Genomic DNA, 19,196 nt, shown 5'->3' with positions numbered 1-19,196 from the left:
CGTAACTTATCTCTATTATAAAAAATGCGTTGCTGGATAAAAGTATTCGTATCATGATTAAAACTCGAACCGGAATCATTGTATCAATATTACTTCACCATCTATATTTCTATTTCTTTTCATTTCTATGTCAGTTGTTCTTTTGAGTTTATTGTCATTCGAATATATCAAGAGAAATACTTATAATGCCATTTTGATGAGGAAATGAATGATGACCACTGAATTTAGGACATTTTGTCTCAAATTCAGTGGTCAAATCGTTTGTTAGTATTTGTTTGGTGTTTATTTAGTAGTAACTCTTCATAAATTTATCAATTCCTTTGGCGGTTGCTTTGATCATGTTACTTCCCGACATATAGGAGCGATCTACTGAGTTAGCAATAAAGCCATATTCGATGAGAGTAGAAGGTACCGTGTTTCTTCCTACCACATAGACATCTTGTCGCTTAACGCCTCGATTTTTAAAATCTGGAACGTTCATGGCGATTTCTTGATTAATTACTTCACCTAATCTGCGGCTAGCGTTCGCATATGGATTTGTGGTGTACGCGCTAGAAGTAGGGACGAGTGCTTCATGACCTGTAGCGAAAGAAGGTGAAGAATTAATGTGGACGCTTATGAAAGCGTCAGCATCAAGCCTTTCTGATAGATTGGTCCGCTCAACAAGTGACAAGTATCTATCATTTGAGCGCGTTAGTTTCACTTCATAAAGCTCATAGTTTTTCTTTAGTTCGTCGGCCACACGATTAGCAATGTTTAGGGTGAGTACTTTTTCTTGAACTGTACCGTTTGAAGTCACTGCACCAGCATCTCCCCCACCGTGTCCAGCGTCAATTAAAATCACGTGTTTGTTAGCTGGAATCACCGGTGATTTTATAGGAGTTTTTCCGGTAAATGGTTGCACAAAACCAGATGATACGTAACCGACTTGATTGTTATATCGCACCTTGTACCAACTGGCGCTTTTCGATATGACAGAAATCGAAGTGCCTGAGGGAATTGTTGTCAAAATAGATCCGTAACGACTCGCTTGGTTACGTAAATTAAGATTTTCGATAGTAATATATGTTGGATAAGTGGATAAAGAATCCCCCGGTGCCACTTGCACTATATAATGTCGAGCAGGTGTGAATCCTGTAATACCGTTATACATAACTTTTAACCAAGAACCCGTTGTGCCCGATTTTCCTAGTACAGTCACTTCAGTAGATGCTGGAATCGTAATAAGGACCTTTGAGTTCACTAAAGACATGCTTGAGCGAATCTCGGTCGTTTGCTTACTTCGTGACTTCATAGCCGAGGGCGATATGGTTACATACTGACTTGCCACATAGCCTTGAGTCCCATTGTATGATACTTTATACCAAGGGCCTGAGGCAGCATGGTACATTAGTGGGCTGGACTTTGGGATAGTCATTAAAACGGGTGATTTGACAGATGGGCCCTTACGCAGATTTAGTGAAGTTTTAGTTTTATATATTGTGTTTATTGAACTGACTGAATTTTTAGGTATAGGTTTTGGCGTCACGTACTTCGTTGAGACATAACCGATTTTTGAATTAAATGAAACTTTAAACCAGGATTTATCTTCTCCATATACACCTATCTTCTTAATGGTTTTTCCTTTTGGAATCGTCAAAAGGACTTTGCTTTTTGAAGAGAACGAGGAACGCAAATTCAAATTTTCAGTTGTTATGAATAGAGATTCCTCTGCATGTACGACGTTTAGGACGTTAACACTAGTTAAAAGCTTAAAGGGATAGAAAAAAGAAGTTAATAAAGCCAAGGAAATTACTAAGCTTATTCGAAATTTATGTTTAGACTTCATAATAGACTCCTCATATGTAGTTTTTTTGGTTGTAAAGACCCATGAATGGTTTTTTACTATCTGTATGGTACTTATCCTTTAAATATTAGTCATTCTATGCAACGATTATTGGCTTTCGTCTATCTACAGTTAAAAGTTTTCTTGCCCTGTTTTAAAATGCACTATTATTAAGGGGAATAGACGTATTTTAAGAAATAAATTGGCCCTCCTTTCATCTGCATAAAAGTTTAGTTGCATGAATGTGTTAGAATGTAACTTGTTTGACTCATAGATTTCGTTTTTAGAAGTCCATGGATTCAATGTTGAAAAACTAAGGATACTCTAGTATTTTTAGCTATAATTCTGATAAAAGAAATAACGAATTTATAAAAGAGGTGAATTGTTTTGAAAACTAATCAACTATTGACTATTTTTACATCCGTATTAGTAATTGCAGTCTTAGCTTTTTTATTTTTAAATGATCAAAGTTCCGAAAAATCAAAGACTAAAATTGTTCAAGATGAAAAGATATCAGTTAATAATCAACCTACAATAGGTAAAAAGGAAGCGCCGATATCAATTGTAGAATTCGGAGACTATAAATGCCCTTCGTGTAAAGAGTGGGGTGAAACAATCTATCCTCAACTTGTAAAAGATTACATTGAAAGTGGGAAAGCTTCCTTTAGTTACATTAATGTTTTGTTTCACGGAGATGAGTCCACTTTAGCTGCCCTTGCATCAGAATCTGTTTACAAAAATCACCCAGAATCATTTTGGCAATTTCACAAAGCTATTTATGAAGCTCAACCTGACGTGCAAATACACGATAATCCATGGGTTACGGTGGAGAAAATGGAAGAGATTGCGACGAAGACTGTCCCTTCTCTAGATTTAAATAAATTTAGAGAAGACCTATCAAGTCGTTCTTCTAGATTAGAATCAGTTAAAATGGATGCGGCGCTCGTAGAAAAATACAATGTTACACTGACCCCGACGATTGCAGTTAATGGGGTCATCCTTGAAAATCCATTCGACTATACCTCTATAAAAAAACAAATTGAAAAGGAGCTAACCCAATGAGCGCTTCAGTAATAAACCGATATGGACTGTACCTCGCCTGGGTTGTTTCAATTACTGCAGTACTTGGAAGTCTATATTTTAGCGAAATTCGTGGTTTTATACCTTGTGAACTCTGTTGGCTTCAACGTATCTTTATGTACCCAATAGCTTTGATTCTTGCAATTGCAGTTTTCAGAGAAGATAGCTCAATCAAATTTTATGTTCTCCCTTTATCAATAATCGGATTCTGTATCTCTTTTTACCACTATCTTGTACAAAAGGTGCCCGGCTTTTCGGAAGTCAGACCATGTGAACAAGGAGTTTCCTGTAATGCACAGTACATTGACTGGATGGGTTTTATCACAATTCCGTTTTTAGCGTTGACCGCCTTTTTTCTGATTACAGTCATTCTTGGACGAATCAGTACCAAACAGTAGTTTTTGATTTGGATTTGAAAAATGAAGAACTAATTGTATCAAATTGGTATGCTTACTAAAAAACAGCTTTGATTTAGAAAAACATGAAAAGCTTTTTGAAGTTGGAAAATAGATTAGACAATACCCAGTAAATAATTCAATTGACGTTTTCTTAAAACGTTAGTGTACTATATTGATTTTTTGAAAAAGCGTGACTACCTATCGAGTATGAGATCTAACTAGCTCTCTAATAGGTAGTTTTTGTATGGCTAAAAATAAGAAATAATCGCAAAACCAGAGAAAGTATCTCAAATCTTCAAGTATGTAGAGCTGATAGAATAAATGTTTTTTAAATTAAGTGTTGACGGCACAGCAAAAGTCTAATAAGTTATATATGAACATATGAACATGTATAGTTATCATGAGCGGAGGTACTGACTTATGGATGAACCGATTGAAGATACTACAGAAAATGAAATAGAAATAGGGGCGCAGATTGACGATGAGACTCTATTTATTGTATCTCAGACGTTCAAGGCACTTAGTGACCCGACAAGAATTAAAATATTAACCCTGCTATGCACAAAGGAACATTCGGTCAACGGAATAGCTGATCTTCTTAACTTAAGTCAATCAAACGTGTCTCATCAGCTACGTTTTTTAAAAAATCTTCGACTTGTCAAGTTTAGAAGAGAAGGAACTACTCTATTTTATTCAGAAGATGATCACCATGTCATGAACTTACTAAGACAGGCGATTGAGCATGCGAAACACCACTAAATATAGTAAGGAGAGTTAATCTTATGGCACATAATCATGCACATGATCATTCTCATACCTCTAACAAAAAGATTTTGATCATTTCATTCTTTATTATTTCGGCATACATGGTTGTAGAGGCGATTGGAGGGTACCTTACAAATAGCTTAGCACTTTTAGCGGACGCAGGTCACATGCTTAGTGATGCGGCTTCGCTCGCTATTGCATTACTTGCCTTTAAATTAGGTGAACAAATAGCGAACAATCGTAAAACGTTCGGATATAGACGCTTCGAGATTCTAGCAGCTGTTTTAAACGGGGTCACACTCATACTGATTTCCATATATATCTTTTATGAGGCCATCAATCGATTTATTCAACCACCTGAGGTCGCATCCGTAGGAATGTTAATTGTTAGCAGTATTGGCCTTGCTATAAACCTTCTTGTTGGATGGATTATGTTAAGAGGTGCAGACGTAGAACATAATTTGAATATGCGAGGTGCTTATCTACATGTTGTAAGCGATACGTTGGGTTCAGTCGGTGCAATACTGGCAGCGCTTCTTATCATGGCATTTGGATGGAACTGGGCAGATCCGCTCGCAGGAATCATTGTAGCGGGACTTGTTTTACGAAGTGGTTATTTCGTGACGAAATCCGGATTGAACGTATTAATGGAAGGTGCACCACAAAACGTTGATGTCGAAAAGGTTCTTCAAGTCATTCACAACAAGGAGGGGGTACGGAGTATACACGACTTTCATCTTTGGAGTATCACAAGTGGAATGAATGCACTCTCATGTCATGTTGTCGTTGATGGTAATTTACAAATCTATGACAGTGAGAATCTACTTCAAGAAATTGAACACGATTTAGCACATCTGAACGTTCAACACTCTACGATTCAATTCGAAACTCTTTCTCATCCTCACAGCGATGAATTGCTTTGCAAACTGAAGGTAGGGGAAGTAGTACATCAACATTAAAAAAATCACCTGTTGAGTAGGATTGACAATCAAGAGGAGGAGACAGCAATGCTGATTTTGGATAATAGTTACTTAATTTTGAGCATGTATAGAAACTCGATTTTTGGCAACGGAGTTTTGATAGATGATTGAATATATTTCTTCGTTAGAACCCCTTACTCAAGCATTGCTGGGTACTTTATTCACTTGGGGGATGACGGCGCTTGGTGCCGCGTTAGTGTTTATGACAAAATCAATGAATCAAAAGCTAATGGATGGGATGCTCGGTTTTGCTGGAGGAGTAATGATTGCCGCTAGTTTTTGGTCATTACTCTCACCTGCAATTGAGATGGCGGAACAAGATTCTCTTCCGGCGTGGTTACCAGCTGCAATCGGTTTCTTACTTGGAGGATTCTTTTTATCAGGTGTTGATAAAGTGATTCCACATCTGCATCCCACTTCACCGATGGATGAGGCTGAGGGTATAAACCCTAAGAAGAGAAAGCGGAGCACGTTACTGGTGTTAGCAATAACATTGCATAATATTCCAGAGGGACTTGCCATAGGCGTTGCATTTGGAGCAGTTGCAGCAGGATTCCCTTCATCATCAATCACGGGAGCTATCGCGCTGGCAATCGGAATCGGCATACAAAATTTCCCTGAGGGTGCTGCTGTGTCAATGCCATTGAGACGAGATGGATTATCTCGTCGTAAAAGTTTTTTCTATGGCCAGTTATCTGGTATGGTTGAACCGTTCGCGGCGTTGGTAGGAGTAGTAGCAGTACTCATAATGGAGCCTTTACTTCCGTTTGCGCTAAGCTTTGCTGCAGGAGCAATGATTTTTGTTGTAGTGGAGGAGGTAGTCCCAGGATCTCAAGAAAATGGAAACAAGGACTTGGCTTCTGTTTGTTTAATGTTTGGCTTTACAATCATGATGATTTTAGATGTGGCTTTAGGCTAAAATAATTATTTTTTTAATGGTTATCACTTTATTTTTTGACTGATATATATTCAAGATACTAACTATATTCGGAAGTGTAAATAATGAGCCTTAATTATATTTACTTTCAGTCGGTATTTTTACTGTTGGATAAATAAAAATACTAGAAGAAAAAATATAAAACCTCTTGCCCTGGCAATTAAAATCGTGGAGTTATCTATTTCATTCTGAAATTTCCTGAAAATTTTGGGGGTGATTTTGATAGAGAAGGAAAGCAAATTCGGAATTCAAGTGCTAGAGAAGGTGGAAGCCCACCAAGTCAGTATATACATCATTTTTTTGATGTTGGCAGTAATCTTTGGTCTATTGAATACAGAAGCTGTATATCTCGATATTTTTATTTCTCCCCTTTTAGGAGTTTTGATGTATGGGATGTTCGTTCAAATTCCGTTTCTGAAATCGAATGGATCTGCTACAAACATGAGGTTTGTGGTAGCTCTTTTATTAGGAAATTTTGTTGCCGTTCCTTTAATAGTTTAGGTTTTGGTTATCATATTTCTTCAAGATTCATCACTAATGCTGGGGGTGTATTTGGTGTTGTTAACACCGTGCATCGACTATGTGATTGTTTTTACAAAGATGGGAAAGGGAAACGAATCAATATTGTTAAAAGTAACACCGATTCTTTTAATTTTACAGACGATACTCTTACCCATATATTTATTCGTATTATTAGGAGAAAAGGCTATTAGTATCGTTAGGATGGGTCCATTTCTAGATGCATTTCTATTTTTGATTTTTATACCGCTTCTATTAGCGATAATGACACAATTGTGTTCTAAAAAGAGTTCTTTAGGTAATCGTATCATGAAAATGCCGCCATGGATTCCCGTTCCATTTATGTCTTTTGTACTTTTTGTGGTAGTTGCCTCTCAAATTAGGGAAGTGTATAGTGACCTCGGGACATTAATAGATGTAATACCAGTTTATATTTTATTTCTACTTATCATACCATGGGTGTCAAAGTCCCTTGGTAAGTTGTTCAAACTAGATATTGCTTCAAGAAGAGCAATTACATTTAGTATGGGAACAAGGAATTCACTTGTAGTTCTTCCATTAGCATCTATATTACCAGAGCCCCTATCAACACAAGTAGCTGTAGTGATCATTTTACAGACCGTTACCGAATTGTTCGGAGAAGTCTTATATATAAAATTAGTGCCTAAATGGTTCTAACAAATTAGATACATGTATTTAATTTCGCTTTCAAAAATTACGTCCTTCGATTGTTTATTAAAATATTAAGAACTGCGCTTAAGTTCTCAAGTATGCGTTGTTTACAATCAATAGGCAAAGAAATTTATTATATTGCAGAACGCTAGAGACCAGTATTATTCTAACAACTAACCTTTTTAAGGATGGACTACCAAGTGAGGAGAGATCGAACAATGGCGAGTACTGATAAGGCATCAAAAAATATCAAACTAGCATTTATAATTAATCTTGTTTTCTCGATTGGTGAATTTATCGGGGGATTTTTGATTAATAGTGTTGCAATCATGTCGGACGCCATTCACGATTTAGGTGATGCTCTTGCATTGGGCCTGTCCTGGTTCTTACAAAAATTTTCGAACAAAAAACCCGATCATAACTTCACTTTTGGATATAATCGTTTTTCCCTTTTAGGAGCATTAATAAATGCGACAATATTAATAATTGGATCTGTATATATTTTTACTCAAGCAATTCCTCTACTGTTTGAACCGGAGCATTCTAATGCACAAGGAATGATTTGGTTTGCAATTTTTGGTGTGCTTTTAAATGGTTTTGCGGCATTCCGTCTACACAAAGGAAAATCAGTAAATGAGGGAGTACTATCTTGGCACCTTTTAGAAGATGTTTTAGGTTGGATTGCCGTTCTTGTAGTAGGGATAGTTTTACTCTTCAAGGATATACATATACTTGACCCCATCCTATCAATTGCTATTGCGTTGTTTATATTAGTGAATGTGTTTCGTAATTTAGTTAAAACAATGAAAATACTTTTAGGTGCTGTCCCTGATGGTATTGACATCGATGAGGTGAAGCAAAAGATTGAAGGTATTGAAGAAGTGATTTCTGTTCAAAACCTATATGTCTGGTCAATTGATGGCGAAGATAACGCCATGAATTTACACTTAATAGTAGAAGAGATGAATCTAAAGGATTCAACTATTGTTAAACAAAAAGTCAAAGAAGTGACTTCAAAACTAGATATTAAACATTCTACAATAGAGTTAGAATCAAAAAAACACAACTAAAGAAATAAGTCATCCTTGCACCAAATCCACACTGAGGTTCGACATATGAGTAAAAATTCTATACTTCATACCGTCTGATACCAATAAATACTTTTCTACGTGCAAGGAAACTGAATATCGAATGAGGGTATATTTAGAAACCCCCTCATTCGTTTTTTTTTTGAACACTATCGAAATTTCGTCTCTTAAAATAGGATGTATTCGAATGAATGAATGATTCCAAAACGAACGTTCAAATATTTAGATTTAATTGTCATAGTTTAGTAGACCTGTCGACCGGATTTTCTTTCCATACTTCGGAGAATATTCCGGTCAATGAATAAGGTTCGGCCTCGATTAAAACTGTCTGATGATAAAAAAGCTGACAATGAAACCTAAAAAGATGACTCGGGAACAATACCGAAGTCATCTTAAAGCCGTCTTAAAAAACAGAGATCATTTATTTTTATCATACCCAGTACAAATTCGAGGATATAAAAATGAATATTTTTGTTTTTTTATTCTTTGACATTCATCAGTCTTAAACTGTTCAGTGCTACCAGAAGAGTTGCCCCCATATCGGACATAATAGCTATCCATAGGGTGAGCCAGCCCGGGATGACCAAGAGTAATGCAATCGCTTTGATACTGATAGCGAACGCGATGTTCACTTTGATAATATTTAGGGATTTTCGGCTCAATTTTATCGTAAACGGTAGTTTGCTCAAATCGTCGCCCATCAGGGCGACATCTGCTGTTTCCAAAGCGGTATCCGTTCCAGCACCACCCATGGCAATTCCAACAGTAGAGGCAGCGAGTGCCGGAGCGTCATTTACGCCGTCCCCGACCATCGCGACATTGTCGTACTCAGCTCGCAAGCGTTTAATGACATTTAATTTATCCTCTGGCATCAATTCTGCCTGGATTTCGTTGACGCCAACTTGCTGGCCGATAGCTTTGCCTGTCTCTTTGTTGTCACCCGTCAGCATAATTGTCTTTTTAATACCCATATCATGTAGTTTCCGGATGATTTCTTTGCTGGATTCCCGGACTTCGTCGGCTACGGCGATAACCGCCAATATGCTTTGTTTCGTTCCGATAATCATCGAAGTCTTACCTTGCTGTTGCAGAGCCGTTACGGTTTGGTCCAGATTATTATCAATACTTTCAACACCTAGCTCGTTAAAGAGAAGCGGGCTTCCGATAAAGTAGGTGGTGCCGTCTATCGTTCCTTTAATGCCTTTTCCTGTGATGGAAGAGAAGTCCTCAACTCTGATAGAGGTGTAAGGTATGTTTTCCTCGTCCGCTTTTTTCATGATGGCAGAGGCCAACGGATGCTGAGAACGATATTCCAATGCCGTCACGATAGAAAGCAGTTCTCTCTCGTTTACCTGCTTGTTCGTGATTTTAAAGTCTGTGACGACAGGTACACCTTTGGTCAGGGTACCGGTTTTGTCAAATGCAATAGCTTTCAGCGCGCCCATTTCTTCCAGGTATACGCCGCCTTTAATCAAGACCCCTTTTTTGGCAGCATTACCGATGGCGGAAACAATCGAAATCGGCGTCGAAATGACTAAGGCACACGGGCAACCCACTATTAGAACCGCCAATCCTTGATAGACCCAGGTTTCCCAGCTGGCATCTCACGTGCGGCCTATTACAAATGGTTGAACCGCACCGTATCGGTGCGTCAAGAAGAGAACGAGAAGCTCCTGGAGGACATTCGTCTACTCTATGACCAGGCGAACCGTACATACGGCTACCGTCGGGTCACGATGACAATCAATCGGCTACGCAGGCAACAAGGTCTGTCCACGTTCAATGAAAAGCAAGTCTATCGCCTGATGCATATCCATGGGATCCAATCGATCATCCGCGGGAAGCGGAAGAGACATAAGAAGTCGATGCCACAGCATGTGGCCGAGAACCTGATGAACCGAGAATTCGGTGCGTCTCGGCCGGACGAGAAATGGTGCACCGACGTCACCGAGTTCAAATATGGTACCGGGAAGAAGGCGTATCTGAGCGCGATCATCGACCTGTACGACGGATCGATCGTCGCCTATCGTATCGGAAGGTCCAACAACAACGGGATCGTCTTCCAGACGATGATGCCAGCCATCGCGGGGCTCCGTCCAGGAGCGCGTCCGATGATCCATAGTGACCGAGGGCTCCAATATACCTCGAGAGGGTTCAAACGTATGGTGAAAGACGCAGGACTAATCGGCAACATGTCCTGAGTTGGTCGTTGTCTCGACAACGCCCCGATCGAGAGTTTTTGGGGCACTTTGAAAGTCGAGATGTACTACTTGCGTGAGTTCCAGGTCTATAGCGAACTCACGTCGGCCATCGAGACCTACATATCGTTCTACAACCATGGTCTACTCTAGAAACGACTAAACGGCTTGAGCCCTGTCGAATACAGGTCTCAAGCCGTTTAGATTGGTTTTCATTATTTGCCCTGTCTACTTGACGGGGAGCGGTTCAAATCGCAAAGGGCGATTTGGTTTGTCAATAGCCTGACTAATCGGGCGAATGGTGTTTTTGTGTTCAAAAATGAGACCATACCCTTATTCTTCTCCCGATTTTTTTGAAGTTTTCCCACCGTCTGCTTGCATGTTTTACGCGGTCTATATCCAATTGCTTGAATCTTATCGAATGTATAGGTCACTTTTTACTTGATAATTGGGAGCAATGATTTTCTTTTTTTGCGGCAATGGCTAATCTTACACGGGAATTGCGATTGTCTACATTCTGTTTTATGGCGTGGTAGACTTCTCCGTCTATGCCTTGTAATAAAACTATGTAAATCATTTCTAATAAATTATCGGTATGGACCTAAGGAACGGAGTCATCAAGGTGAACCCATGTCACATTGTCGAAGTTCAGCATGCGTTTAATATGATCGCCACCCCATAAGAATTCGTTTCTGCACAGATGGCACCAAACCTTAGAACGACAATAGGTAGACCTTTGTCATTATAAGCGGATAGGGTTTGTTCAGAAAGGATTTTAGTGGAGATATGTTTCTGGGTGGTCATATGCGAGGGTGTAGACGTCAAGTTGATTTTGACACTTTTTGCTCGTTTGCCTTTTACACTTCTGCCGAAAACAATGATTTTCGGTTCCTCATCCGATGACTGTCGTCATCACTATGTATGATTTCGACGCGATGGAGTAAGCGGTCCAGTATCGCAGTCGTGATGCCCTGGTCCCCGATCAATTCGCCCCATTGATCGGGGCTTTTGTTCGAGGTCAGGATGATCGAGCTGCGCTCATAAAGGTGGTTGACGAGATGGAAGAAGAGATTGGCTTCTCGTTGGCCCATCGCCATGTACATCAGGTCATCGATGATGACCAGGTCCGAATCTCGCAACCTTTTTAACTGGATCTTCGACTTGCTTGAGAACTCTTCACTTTTTAATAGTTGGACGAGTTCGCCCATCGTGACGAAGTATACCTTGAACCCGTGGTTGACCGCCTCGATTCCCAGCCCCACAGCCAAAAACGTCTTTCCGACGCCCGGAGGGCCCAAGAGGATCAGGTTGTACTGTTGTTCGAGCCAGTTGAGTTGTTTCAACTGCTTCAGCTGTCGGGCGGTTAGTGCGGTCTGTTCCACTAAATTGAACTCCGAGAGGGATTTGATGAACGGGAATCGGGCCCACTTCATTCGTCTTTCCAAACTTTTAGCGTCTCGTTTTGCGCGTTCATGGTTCGTGATGGCACTTAGAAATTCGATATACGTCCAGGAGGCCATTTCGGCCTCTCTCAAAATCTGTGGGAGGGCGTCAGCCGTCTCGGCGAGACGAAGCTGCCGAAAGTCCTGTTGTAACTCGGAAACGCTTTGACTCATTTTGCCGTCACCCCTTTCAGGATGTCGGTGTAGGCTTGGATCGGCCTCGTTGCGACCTGTATCCCGGATTTCTTCGGACGTTCGGTATCGGGTTTTGTATCACACCCATCGTCCGCGAGGATCGCGAGATAGTGGACCACGTCCCGGAAATCGTTGGCGCTGAACAGACTCTCTTGCGAACACTTTTCCAGTGCTATCGTTAAGTGATTAGGATACATGGTCGCGACGTCCCTAATGATGTTGAACTGGTCACGTCGGTATCTCGGGTAACGCTTTGAGAGCTACCCAGATAATCGGACGCCGCCCCTCTGTCCTCGAAATAGGTGAGGACCTGTTGCTTCAGTTCTTCGATTCCTTTGGAACGATCCCGAAGGTGGTCACGGCTTTGAATCAGTTTTCCGCTCTCTTTGCTGACCCGGTGGTCTGCGATCACTTCTCCCTCGGGAGATTCGCGAATCAATAACCGTTCCTGTTCGGTCACCTCGAGGAACACCACCTTCTTCTTGACCGATGAGTAGGTCCCGATTGGGACGGTGTAACGGTTTGAGCGATAACGGATTGTGTTGTCCTTGCTGACGTTCCTTGCTATACTTTCGGTACGGATACTTTCGAAAGAGAGTAGCGATAAGACCGGTTGTAAGTGTTGTTTTTCGACGGAGAACACTTCAGCTGGTCTTTTTTTCGTTGTCTGATGGACGTTATGATTTCCAGTCCTCTCCAACCATCTCATGGAACGGTGGTTCCAATCCTCGATATGCCGGTACACTCGGCTGTCCGCAAAGTTCCGTTTGATGTACTTCACGACGTTCTCGATCATACCCTTCGACTCCGGGTCGGCCCTGCGACATAAATGAATCTTGAACTTCCGTTCGTTCACGTAGGCTTGAAACTCATTGGTCAATAGGACGTCACCTGCGTTCTCGTTGATTGCGATGAGGTGATCCTGGTCGTAGACGATTTCAGAAGGGCGCCCACCATAAAATTGGAACGCATTTTCGTGGCAGTGAATGGTGTCCTTGGTGGTGAACGGTCGTTCTCTCCATTCGGCATATTTCATCCGAGAGTGCGTAAGTAAGAACGCGATGAAATAAAGCTTTATCATTTTTCCATCTTTAGTCCGTTGTCTGGTCTCACCCCAGTCCACCTGTATTTGCTTGCCCATCGGTTGTTCTGGGATGGCCTCGTAATGGCGGACGACCCTTTTCTTTTCGATCTGATAGATTTCTCGGATTTCATTCACGTATGTCCTGACCGTGCTCGATCCGACCGACAGGTCGGGATATCTTTCAAGTAACCAGTCATGTACTTGTGCGCTGCTCAAATGCAGATACTCCTCCAACCATGCAATGATCCAGTCTCGGTAGGCATCGAGCTTCTTCTTTCGTGAACAGGCTTTCTCGTCAAATTCATGTAGGGCATCTTCATATGTCATCTTCAGGTACTTATATACCGTCGGTCTCGATATTTTTAGTGCTGTGCGATTTGAGCCACTTTCATGTTTTGCTGATACATTTGATGAATCTTGATATGTAACACTAACTTTTCCTCCAAATCCATTCCCTCCAGATAAAATAGCCTCAACTACTCTATCGGAGTTCTGTTCTGATTTTTCGGCAATAGTGTAAAATCGTATCGAGCAAAAACTGTCAATTTTATTCTAGCGTTCACAGAGGGATGAAGAATCGTCTAGGTATAGTGAACTCGAGACATAATTTCACTAGGAAAGACACTCTTTTTTGAATGAAGATTGTCTGAGCTTGTTCACGAGTTGATGCGACGTCATCGTCATCTTTTCCATGACATGAAGTAAAATTGAGAAAAAACAAGGTCGATTTCGTGGAAACAGATAGCGCTTTCGTTATAATGAAAGACGAATCGATATAAATAGAGGTGAGACATAATGAAACAGAATAAACTATTGGTCATCGCGACGCTCTTCGCGGTCGCCTTGGTGGCCGTCGTGGTCGTCCTGATGAATCAACCGACCGAACAAGCCGAAACGGCGGCACCGGCGACGACAGAACACGTGTCGACGGAAGGCCAGCCGACGCTCGGCGATGCGGACGCACCCGTCTCGGTCGTGGAGTTCGGGGATTATAAATGCCCGTCTTGTAAACAGTGGGGCGAAACGGTCTATCCGAAGTTGAAGGAAGACTATATCGACACCGGAAAAATCAGTTTCAGCTACATCAACGTCCTGTTCCACGGACAAGAGTCGATTTTGGCATCGCTCGCTTCAGAGTCGGTGTATGAACAAGACCCGGACGCGTTCTGGGATTTCCATAAGGCGCTCTACGACGCGCAACCGGCGAGTCAGCAGCACGACGAGGCATGGGTCACGGTCGAGCGGTTGACAGAGATTGCGAGCGAGACGACATCGGTCGACGTGGCGAAGCTCGAGGACGATTTGAGTGAAAACTCGACGGTGCTCGAACAGGTGAGTCTCGATGACGGGCTTGTCAAAGAGCACGGTGTCCAGTTCACGCCATCGATCATGATTAACGGCGTCATGCTCGAAGACCCGTTCGACTACGAGACGATTGAGCGATTGATTGAGCAAGGCACGCCATGAAGCATTCATTCTTGACCCGTTATGGTCTGTATCTCGCTTGGCTCGTCGCCCTCACGGCGACGCTCGGCAGCCTTTATTTCAGCGAGATTCGCGAGTTCGTGCCATGTGAGCTCTGCTGGATTCAACGCATCTTTATGTATCCGCTCGTCATCTTGCTCGGGGTCGCCGTGTTCACGGACGACCGGGCGGTGAAGAAGTATGTATTGCCGCTCTCCATCCTCGGAGGTCTGGTTTCACTGTACCATTATTTGGTTCAAAAAGTACCCGGTTTCGCCGATATCAAGCCGTGCGTGCAAGGCGTACCGTGCAACGTGCAATACATCAACTGGTTCGGGTTCGTCACGATCCCGTTCCTTGCCTTGACGGCATTTACTTTGATCACGCTCCTCGTCTGGCGCGTGAGACGCAACTGACAATGAAGGAGATGGAACGTGTGAAGAAATGGATGCTCATTGGCTTGATTAGCCTGATGGCGGTGCTCGCCGCGTGCAGCAATGAAATTGAAGACCCGCTCAATTGGGAGATCGAGTCGTTCAATTATATGAATCAAAATGAAGAGATGGTCAGTCTCGATGATTTGAAAGGGAAGGTATGGATGGCCGACTTCGTGTTCACAAACTGTGAGACGGTCTGTCCACCGATGACGTACAACATGACGAAACTCAATGAAGCGCTCGTCGAGGAAGGCGTCGAAGACGTCCAATTCGTGTCGTTCAGCGTCGACCCGACCGTCGATACGCCGGACAAGATTCAAGCGTTCATGGCTGATTACGACTTGGCGAAAGCCGATTGGCAATTCTTGACGGGCTATTCGCAAGAAGAGATTGAGGCGTTTGCGCAACAAAACTTCAAAGCGCTCGTCCGCAAACCGTCAGAAGGCACCCAAGTGGATCACGCGACGTGGTTCTATCTCGTCGATCAGGACGGGAAAATCATCAAGGCGTATCAAGGATTCCAAGACGTGCCGATCGAGGACATCGTCAACGACATCAAGATTTTACAGAACTCTTAAGACGGCCCGTGCTGTCTCAGATTGTAGACATCACATTGTCTGCAGTCTTTTTTATTTGCCCGACCGGGCACAGTTCGCTTTTCTGAGGACAAACAGGGAGCCGCATCGAGACATTGTCGCTGCTGGACCTCCCTTTGCTTGCTGATCCCCTGGAAGTCTCGCCGTGCCCTTGGTCGGTCCACGCATCAATCCTTTTTTTCGTAACGTCATCGCTTTTTTATAATGAGGGACATAGAAACAGTTATGTAGGAGAATCGAATGATCAGGAAATCAACAAAATCGGAAAACCAACCGAACTCAATTGGAGATAGTAACGTTCGACGAACTCGTGCCAGCGAACCAACTGTTACGGAAAATCGAGACACGCATTTACAAAACGATGGTCGAATTTTTTGATTGTGAACGGAGATTTTTATAATAACAATACAATTACCACAAACGGGGACGCGAGCATCGGACTAAATCAAGCGGCATCCGTAAATTTTAGTGTATCTTCAACAACTGACTATTGTGCGTATATTTATTTGGATGGATATACTTTTTTTAAAATTATGACATTCTGTGATTAAATATAATTCAATAGTTTCAAAGTGGAAGTTGTAAATCGTACCATTATTTATATTAGATGAATTATAAAATTAAGTGCAATACCCCAACGTGAACGCAAAAAAAGCCCATAGCGGCGGCCTAGTGTAGAATGAAGTTACGACGCAAACATTCAGACGGAGGAGTCGCCATGAGCTATACCCATCTTACCACAACCGAGCGCGTGGAAATAGAGACCTATCTGGGGCTTGGGCGGCAGTCCTCGACCGTCTCGCGGGAGATCAGACGGAACCCCGGGTAAAAATCGGAACGTGCACAGGAACGCTATGTGAGGGCGAAAGAGAACTGTGGCGCTAAGACGAAGCTCGACGACATGATGCGTCTGACGATCATCGAGAAACTGCGGGCGACCTGGTCCCCGGAACAGATCGTCGGGCGCATCAACGTCGGGCTGACCGTCTCGGACCGGCCGCGGGAGGTCGGAGGCTTGCGTCGCGACGTTCATCGAGCGCAAGGACCGGTTCTACCTCGTCCTACCAATCGCGAACCGCAGTGCGGCCTCGATTTTGGAGGTGATCAACACGTTCCATGGCGTCTTCCCAGAGGGGTACATTCATGACGGCGACGACGGACTGAGGCAAGGCGTTCAGCTGTTACGAGCGCATCCGGTCCTCACTTGGCATGCCACTTTATTTTGCCGACCCTTATTCATCACGGTAGCAGGGGAGCGATGTGAACCTCAACAGTCTTCTCCGCTAGTTCTTCCCGAAGGGTTTAAACTTCTCATAGGTCAGTGATGACGAACTAGCAGACGCACTCGCCAAGATTAATGCTAACCAGCATTTACTTACTGAAAAATTAAAATGGAATGTGAGGGAAGATTATAACTGCTACTAAGAATGTGAAACTAATAGTGGCTTTTTTCTCATTTAATAAGAAGGAATGAGAAGGGCAATAAATACAGACCTATCGTGGTCAAAAACAATAAAAATAATCCGGGATAAAAATAATTATCAACTGAACCAATAGGAATACTTAAGATGCTAAATGTACTGTTTGAAAACATACCTAATTTTTCAAGAAGGATATTACTTGTTAATCCTACGCATATAAGCAATAAATATGAATAAAAAAGGTATTTATTATTAATCAAATCCAAAAAAATCCTAAAATTTGTTTATTAAAAGAAAATAATGTTCTAATATTATTCTGTAAGAAAGAAATAGAGGCTATTTGCTTCTTTAATACTTATTATAACTCAAAAGCAGAGGAATAAAATGAAAAAAATTTCCACTTTAACTTTAGCAACTTTACTTTCTGCTAATCTATTTATCCCATCAGTTGGCGCTGAAGAAAATGTAAACTACTTTATTGATAGCTTGAGTGAATTTTCACAAGAAAGTAAAGAAATAATGGATAAGAAAAAAGCTAGCAAAACTAATCAAAAGTTGACTAAAATAAACAACTCTAAATCTTTCAGTTATTCTGTACTCTCATCAAATGAAGGTTTACTTCCAGAAGAATTAACATTAATTAAAAATACTAGCCCAGAAGTTCTTAATCAATATAACGAATTGTTAGAAGAGGAAATCTCTGTTTTTTCTATCGCTGATGATGAAAATTTAGGAGGGAATTCTAAAGTGACGTATACACTTCCTAAAACTGGAGCAGAAATTACAGTGGTGACATCAAACGAATTAGTTGAATTGGCAAAAACTCCTCAAAATAAAGCTACTGTTCAAAGTCTTCAATTAATACGAAGTTTTGGTACATATTCTTATAAAATTGCATATAGTATCCGTGCGTTATTGTACCCTGATTCTACTTGTGGTCTTGTGACTACCTATACCACAAGATCTGATGGCTTAAGATTAACTGGGCACAGTACTAGTGGGACGTCGAGTATTTTTCCGACAGCAATCAAAGCTTCTTCGCAAGCAATTGATTCACGTGCTGAAAAAATCGGATACGATATTAACGCTATGGGATTATACAACGTTACTGTCGGTGGCTATAACGGAATTGGATTAATGTCATTTGATATGTCAATAACAAGTAAAGTGAGATGGGATGCTTCTACGTCAACTGGACTTAAAGTTACTCAAACGTATTCGCAAGTAGGAGATAAGTCTCGTTAAGCAGTATAATAAGTATTAAAAATATTTTTTAAGAAATGAAAACAATTTTCTAGAGGTACACCATTCTCCGGAATGGTGTTTTTGTTTGGTATCCATTTAGTAATTTCTTATCAATTTGAAACCGATTAAAGTAACAGCTTACTTTAATACAATGGTCATGGTATTATTTAATAAAATCATCGTTGTGTTAAAAGGAGGCTTATCATGTATACGATTGATGAGGCATTTGAAATCTTATCGAAGAACAAGCTCACAAGTCATAAGGAGACGGTCCACTGGGTACGAAAAGGCGTGATCCAGGCAGAACCGCTCGAGTCACGTAAAAAAGGATATCGGATCAGTGAGGAGGCGCTCGAACAGTTCATCAAAGAACGGATGCCTGAAGGGTGGGAGCTGCATCCGGAGTCGGTGACAGGGGAAGCAAGGGATGTCATCAAGAATGAAGAAGAGGCCCCGTATCATGTTGAAGTCGATGTAGAAGCGATTAAAGAACGGGTCCGCGAGGAGATGTGGTATGAGCTTCTCGGTAAATTCGTCTTTGAAGACTATTTTGTCCTGAAGAAATCGGAGGTCAAGGCTGCCGTCGAGCATATGCGCTATTCAAAAGAGTTCGAAGCCGAGGTGTGGGAACGTTGCTCGGAGCACACGTGGGGCCACGCAACACCTCGAGTCCCGTACCTGCTCGATTACTTCATGTTCGAAGGAGAGCGGATTCCCTTCAATAAAGATTTCGGTGGAAGAGATGAGCAAATCATCCACGCGTTAATTGAGAAAATTCGGCTCGATAAAGTGAATCGAAAACGTAAATGAATATAAAAAGACATTCTCTTAGAAATGGAGAATGTCTTTT

At 41.7% G+C, this 19,196-nt stretch carries 13 protein-coding genes and 4 pseudogenes; 13 read left to right on the top strand and 4 right to left on the bottom strand.

All coding sequences use genetic code 11. The features are described from left to right. Window positions 1-286: 286 nt before the first annotated feature. On the bottom strand, window positions 287-1,828 hold the full coding sequence (locus KNO96_RS12860) for an N-acetylmuramoyl-L-alanine amidase (RefSeq protein WP_081828362.1): 1,542 nt from the start codon (window positions 1,826-1,828) through the stop codon (window positions 287-289). A 384-nt stretch (window positions 1,829-2,212) separates the two neighbouring features. On the opposite strand from KNO96_RS12860, the gene KNO96_RS12855 reads away from it, so the two are divergent. The 7 genes and pseudogenes from KNO96_RS12855 (at window position 2,213) to KNO96_RS12825 (ending at window position 8,246) form a co-directional block, all read left to right on the top strand. Continuing rightward, the gene (locus KNO96_RS12855; protein ID WP_029595508.1) at window positions 2,213-2,887 is read left to right on the top strand and encodes a thioredoxin domain-containing protein; all 675 of its coding nucleotides are present in this window, start codon (window positions 2,213-2,215) and stop codon (window positions 2,885-2,887) included. Next, window positions 2,884-3,303 (top strand): disulfide oxidoreductase, encoded by a 420-nt coding sequence (locus KNO96_RS12850; RefSeq protein WP_214704244.1) that lies wholly within the window; start codon window positions 2,884-2,886, stop codon window positions 3,301-3,303. Before KNO96_RS12855 ends, KNO96_RS12850 begins: the two co-directional genes overlap by 4 nt. A 420-nt stretch (window positions 3,304-3,723) precedes the next feature. Next, on the top strand, window positions 3,724-4,062 hold the full coding sequence (locus KNO96_RS12845; RefSeq protein ID WP_029336177.1) for an ArsR/SmtB family transcription factor: 339 nt from the start codon (window positions 3,724-3,726) through the stop codon (window positions 4,060-4,062). A 23-nt stretch (window positions 4,063-4,085) separates the two neighbouring features. After that, entirely contained in the window at window positions 4,086-5,027 is a 942-nt protein-coding gene (locus tag KNO96_RS12840; RefSeq protein ID WP_029336176.1) for a cation diffusion facilitator family transporter, read from the top strand. Window positions 5,028-5,151: 124 nt separating this feature from the next. After that, entirely contained in the window at window positions 5,152-5,967 is an 816-nt protein-coding gene (locus tag KNO96_RS12835) for a ZIP family metal transporter (protein ID WP_029336175.1), read from the top strand. 321 nt (window positions 5,968-6,288) lie between these two features. Then, window positions 6,289-7,182: pseudogene (locus KNO96_RS12830) on the top strand (arsenic resistance protein). A gap of 212 nt (window positions 7,183-7,394) precedes the next feature. Then, window positions 7,395-8,246, top strand: coding sequence for a cation diffusion facilitator family transporter (locus tag KNO96_RS12825; RefSeq protein WP_029336174.1), 852 nt, complete (start codon window positions 7,395-7,397; stop codon window positions 8,244-8,246). Window positions 8,247-8,743: 497 nt separating this feature from the next. Here the strand turns inward: KNO96_RS12825 and KNO96_RS12820 are convergent. Next, window positions 8,744-9,868: pseudogene (locus KNO96_RS12820) on the bottom strand (heavy metal translocating P-type ATPase); the annotation flags it as partial. On the opposite strand from KNO96_RS12820, the pseudogene KNO96_RS12815 reads away from it, so the two are divergent. Continuing rightward, window positions 9,860-10,615, top strand: a pseudogene (locus KNO96_RS12815) (IS3 family transposase); the annotation flags it as partial. The pseudogenes KNO96_RS12820 and KNO96_RS12815 sit on opposite strands and share 9 nt — an antisense overlap. Before the next feature lie 704 nt (window positions 10,616-11,319). On the opposite strand, the gene istB reads toward KNO96_RS12815, so the two are convergent. Then, window positions 11,320-12,078, bottom strand: a complete 759-nt coding sequence (istB, locus tag KNO96_RS12810) for an IS21-like element helper ATPase IstB (protein WP_214689670.1) — start codon at window positions 12,076-12,078, stop codon at window positions 11,320-11,322. Next, window positions 12,075-13,614: pseudogene (istA, locus tag KNO96_RS12805) on the bottom strand (IS21 family transposase). The gene istB and the pseudogene istA overlap by 4 nt, the downstream one beginning before the upstream one ends. Window positions 13,615-13,978: 364 nt before the next feature. On the opposite strand from istA, the gene KNO96_RS12800 reads away from it, so the two are divergent. The 5 genes from KNO96_RS12800 to KNO96_RS12780 all read left to right on the top strand — a co-directional run bounded on the left by KNO96_RS12800 (window position 13,979) and on the right by KNO96_RS12780 (window position 19,156). Next, window positions 13,979-14,650 (top strand): DsbA family protein, encoded by a 672-nt coding sequence (locus KNO96_RS12800; protein ID WP_214689672.1) that lies wholly within the window; start codon window positions 13,979-13,981, stop codon window positions 14,648-14,650. Beyond that, window positions 14,647-15,063: a disulfide oxidoreductase gene (locus KNO96_RS12795; protein ID WP_214704245.1), complete on the top strand. Its 417-nt coding sequence runs from the start codon at window positions 14,647-14,649 to the stop codon at window positions 15,061-15,063. The genes KNO96_RS12800 and KNO96_RS12795 overlap by 4 nt, the downstream gene beginning before the upstream one ends. Before the next feature lie 11 nt (window positions 15,064-15,074). Then, on the top strand, window positions 15,075-15,662 hold the full coding sequence (locus tag KNO96_RS12790) for an SCO family protein (protein ID WP_214689690.1): 588 nt from the start codon (window positions 15,075-15,077) through the stop codon (window positions 15,660-15,662). 1,823 nt (window positions 15,663-17,485) lie between these two features. Next, complete coding sequence (locus KNO96_RS12785) at window positions 17,486-18,346, top strand: hypothetical protein (RefSeq protein ID WP_214704248.1); 861 nt, start codon at window positions 17,486-17,488, stop codon at window positions 18,344-18,346. Between the two features lie 204 nt (window positions 18,347-18,550). After that, window positions 18,551-19,156, top strand: coding sequence for a hypothetical protein (locus KNO96_RS12780; protein ID WP_214704250.1), 606 nt, complete (start codon window positions 18,551-18,553; stop codon window positions 19,154-19,156). Window positions 19,157-19,196: the final 40 nt, after the last annotated feature.

Source organism: Exiguobacterium sp. s89, assembly GCF_018617735.1.
Classification (GTDB): domain Bacteria; phylum Bacillota; class Bacilli; order Exiguobacteriales; family Exiguobacteriaceae; genus Exiguobacterium; species Exiguobacterium marinum.
This window is presented reverse-complemented; position numbering and strand designations above follow the sequence as displayed.